At 50.4% G+C, this 234-nt stretch carries 1 protein-coding gene; it reads right to left on the bottom strand.

Annotated elements, in window-relative coordinates:
* Positions 1-50: 50 nt before the first annotated feature.
* On the bottom strand, positions 51-234 hold a 184-nt coding region (locus tag AC0L3J_RS38435), incomplete at its 5' end, for a hypothetical protein (RefSeq protein ID WP_473350628.1).

Here is a 234-nt window from a genome sequence, read left to right on the forward strand (position 1 = left end):
CACGGTGATGCGGGAGGAATGCGTGGTGCGGCCTTCCTACATCTAACCGATTAAACAACAGAGGTTGCTATGCTGGCGCGCCGCGCCGGATACCAACTTGCCAAAAGACTCAGCAACAATGCTGTGACCAGTACGTAGAAGACGTCCAGCCAGTAAAGGCAGTACATTAAAACAAGGAGCGGCAATGTATTACGGGTTTGATATTGGTGGAACAAAAATTGCGCTTGGCGTGTT

It is taken from the genome of Bradyrhizobium sp. Kon37, from assembly GCF_055807535.1.